The sequence below is a fragment of the Micromonospora sp. 15K316 genome (assembly GCF_004348525.1).
Taxonomy (GTDB): Bacteria; Actinomycetota; Actinomycetes; order Mycobacteriales; family Micromonosporaceae; genus Micromonospora.
This window is the reverse complement of sequence record NZ_SMKG01000348.1, coordinates 1-3883: the sequence shown is the minus strand read 5'-3', so window position 1 is coordinate 3883 and position 3883 is coordinate 1. Positions and strand designations below refer to the sequence as shown.

The 3883-nt window shown below is 70.7% G+C and carries 3 protein-coding genes; 2 read left to right on the top strand and 1 reads right to left on the bottom strand.

Features of this window, described 5'->3' with window-relative positions:
• Nucleotides 1-34 precede the first annotated feature (34 nt).
• Nucleotides 35-808 carry a BTAD domain-containing putative transcriptional regulator gene (locus E1211_RS31170; protein WP_243709790.1) on the top strand — a complete coding sequence of 258 codons (774 nt, stop codon included), beginning with the start codon at nt 35-37 and terminating at the stop codon, nt 806-808.
• A gap of 47 nt (nt 809-855) precedes the next feature.
• On the opposite strand, the gene E1211_RS31165 is transcribed toward E1211_RS31170, so the two are convergent.
• Entirely contained in the window at nt 856-1278 is a 423-nt protein-coding gene (locus E1211_RS31165; RefSeq protein WP_243709789.1) for a DUF6086 family protein, read from the bottom strand.
• Nucleotides 1279-1715: 437 nt separating this feature from the next.
• On the opposite strand from E1211_RS31165, the gene E1211_RS31160 reads away from it, so the two are divergent.
• A partial coding sequence (locus tag E1211_RS31160; protein ID WP_132353674.1) for a LysM peptidoglycan-binding domain-containing protein occupies nt 1716-3883 on the top strand: 2168 nt, incomplete at its 3' end.

Sequence of the window (3883 nt, the reverse complement as noted above, 5' to 3'; positions counted from 1 at the left end):
GCCCTCCCCAGGTCACGCCGCGCCACCTCGGCAGATGCCACGGCAGACGGCCCGACAGCAGCTCCTGCCCCGTCCAACGGCCGCCAACCGGCGGCTGGAGCTGCGGGCTTTGGGCGAGCCGACGCTGCTCATCGACGGCGAACCGCTGAACATCCGCCGCGGCGCCGCCGTCCAAGTCCTCGTCCTGCTCGCCACCCACCCCGACGGAGCCGACACCCGGCAGCTCACCGACGCCATCTGGCCGAGCCTGCCCCGCCGATCGCTCAGCGGCCGCCTCTACACCACCCTCAGCGAACTCCGTGGCAGCATCCGCACCGCCTGCGGGCTGAACTTCATCGATCACGCCGACGACCGCTACCGCCTCAACCCCAGCCAGATCGACGTCGACCTGTGGCGCCTATACGCCGCAGCCCAGCACGCCGCGACCGCCGTCACCGACATCACAGACGCCCGGCAGGCCGTCATCGACACCTACACCGGTGACCTCGCCGCCGGCCGCACCTGGCCCTGGCTCGACCCCATCCGCGAGAGCATCCGCCGCCACATCATCGACGCCTACGTAGCCCTCGCCGCCGCCTCCGGGCCCCACCACGCCTTGGACCTACTCCAAGGAGCTATCTGCATCGATCCCTCCAACGCCGATCTGCACGCGCGCGCGATGGAATGCCTCGCCGCGCTCGGCGAGCAGGACGCAGCTGCCGAGCTACACGAGGGCTTCACTCGGCGTCTCATGGAAGCGGGCCTGGGCCATGTTGACATGCGCGCTGGGGACGCAGGCCTTAACGGCGCCGCCGTTACCAGCTCCTAACCGTTGCCTGGCGACGGCTGAAGCACTCATGCGGCGTTGACGGCGGTTCAGCGGGGCATCGCCCGCGCGTGACGCTCCGCCAGATCCAGGAGACGCTGCCGATCGCCGTCCGGGTCGAACGCGTCGCGGTTGAGTGAGACATCCCGGTTGTCCCGTGCGATCGGCCGTCCAAGCGCCGGCACGTCACGCCCGCTGCGCTGGACCATCACGAGCGCGGCCGGTAAGTACCCCTCAAGCATCGCCGTGAGGGTGGGGTGGTTCGTCGACAGATACCGCGTCGTCAGCGCGTCCACGAACGCCGCGAAGATGTCCGGGTCGACCTCGTACTCGTCCCGCCCGGTGTCCGGTCCGACACCTGACGGACACGCGGCAACCGGCACCATCGCTTCGCTCATGCGGGCGAACAGCTGCGCGACCGTGTTCGACGGATTCCACAACACAAGCTCGCCGACCTGGAAGTACTGACTCACCGCGCCATGATCCCAGGCCAATAACGTGCCAGGGCGCCCGACTTCCGCCTGCGCGGATGAGGCCGGGTGCCGCCGTTGTCGCTACGTCATGACCTCGTGCGGCCATACCGAACGCTGTGAAATGCGGCAGGCGGCAGGTCTCAATCGCGTGGGACGGAGCGAGAAGAGTCGGCCCTCGCCTACTTTCGACGTCGCTACGTCGGGGCCAACCCGTACTCAGAACGAGCCATGTCGCCCTGCCCTGCTCCTGTGGTGCCTTCCTAGCACCCCCCTGTGACCTGCGGGTGTGAGGTCGTGTGAGGTGGTGTGAGGTCCTGTGAGACGTCATCTCGATCTCCAGCGGCATCGACAGCCGTAGCGTCACCGCATCGCATCAGCCGCAACCGTAGGCATCGGCCTTCGCCGGCTGGGCGCCAGCTGCGGGCGAAGGAGGCTAGGTGACATCACGACCTGTTGTTCCAGCCGTAGTCACGTCTGTTCTGTGCACGGCAGCCGTGCCCGTTGTCCTCGCCGCCGCCGGCGTATGGGCGCCCGAGGTCCCGTCAACGGCCGTTGTCCGGCAGTGGATCGCGAAGCCGATGGGCCCCGATCTCGTCGCGGTCCTAGCCGGTGGCGGCGTGCTCATGCTGTGGCTGCTGCTGGCCACGGCCGTCCTAACGCGCGCTTACACCGCGCTGGCCCGCCGGCTACGCGCCACACCTACGTTCCGGCTTCCGGGACCTGTGCAGGGTCTCGCCGCGGCGCTGCTCGGGACGACCGCCGTGACCACCGTCGCGGGCGCCGCCGCACACGCCGGCCCACCCGCCGCTGCCGCGACCGTCGACGGTGACGCGCAAGCCAGCCAGGCCAGCTCCACGGCCACCGCGCAGAGCCACCGAGAGCGGCAAGAGACACGACCAACAAACCAGCCATCCGTCTACACCGTCGAACGCGGCGACAGCTTGTCAAAGATCGCCAAGCGTCAGCTTGGAGACGCGGACCGGTGGCCGGAAATCTTCGCCCTCAACCGCGGTCACCGTTTCCCCGACGTCGGCGGCACACTGCGCGACCCGAATATCATCCGGCCCGGGTGGACCCTGAAACTGCCCGCCGACGGTCCGGGACAGCCCGGCCCGTCGAACGGGTCAACGCCGCAGCGGCCCTCCACCGACAGCCCCAACCCGCCACCACCCGATGGCACTGACTCGCGCCCGTCGGCCGGGCCGACGCTCGGCCCGACGCCAGGCTCCGCCACCACCACGGCCCCGACGCCATCCGGCACCGGCCTGACCGAACCTGATTGCGTGAGCGGCAACGCCGCCGACGGCACTGACCCCGCGGCGGACTCTCGCCGCGAGGCGGGAGAGACCACGCGGGGCGTGCGGCTGCCCAGTGGTAGCTGGCTCGACCTCGGTGTCGCGCTGGCCATCGCCGCCGCAGTCGCGCTCGTCTGGGCACACCGGCAACACCGCTACATGCCCGGCAAACCCTCGCCGCGGCCCCACCTCGACGACACGGACCTCAGGACCATGCCGCACGTGGTACGGCACATCCGTCGCGGCCTCCGCCGGGCCGCCAAGGGCGCTCGCATGGCACCCCAGGACGCCGGACATCCAGCCCACGATGCCGTCGATGACGGCACGCAGCCCACCCATCACGGCGACACCGGCGGCCCTCACCACGCCAACGTTCTCACCGAGGACGGCGCCCCCGGACCGGACAGCCATGACCACAACGCACCGGATGCGGACACTCCCGTGCCGGCTCTCGCATTCTCACTAGCCGCGTGGCCGCCGGCAGGGCTGGGCCTGACAGGGCCCGGCGCGGAGGCCGCCGCCCGAGGACTCCTCATCGCCGCCCTGGCAACCGACACCACGCCCGACGCCCGCACCCAGGTCGTCATGCCGGCACCGACCGCCGTGACCCTGTTGGGCGACGCCGCTGACCACCTACCCTCCACGCCGAGGCTGACCGTCACCGACGACCTCGCCGGCGCCCTGGCAATCCTCGAACAGCACACGATGCACCGCACCCGCCTGCTCGACCAGCACGACGTGCCCACCGTGGCCGACCTGCGCGCCGCCGACCCCTACGAGGAGCCTCTTCCGCCGGTCATGCTGCTGGCCGGGCCCATCGGCCGCCACGAACGTGCCCGCGTCGCCGCCCTGCTCGCCCAGGGCCACCACCTGAACATCCACGGGGTGCTACTCGGCGCATGGCCCGACGGCGACAGCATCGAGATCTCCACCGCCGGTAGGGTCACCGACAGCGCCACCCCGCGCGGCACACACACCGGCGTCGGTCGCCTCACCGTGCTCAACCCCGCCGAAACCGTCGACCTTCTCGCGACCCTCACCGAAGCCCACACCGGCCACCCGCCCGCATCAGCTCACACCGAAGCCGCACCCCACGCCCAGCCGCCCAACGGCGGCGGGACCACACCCACCGAAAATCCGCCGACACCGTCACCAGCGACCACCACCACGTGGGAGCGCTCGCCGGTCGAGCCGTCCGGCAACGACCAGCACGACATGGACCCGCGAGCACCGCACGACGCGACCGGCAACAGCCGTCGTGCGACCTCACCGGCCACCGCTGACGATCCCACCACCGCCAACCCGAGAAC

Coding starts and splice junctions, on each gene's coding strand:
- E1211_RS31170 (WP_243709790.1), top strand. CDS start 35: ATGCCACGGCAGACGGCCCGACAGCAGCTCCTGCCCCGTCCAACGGCC.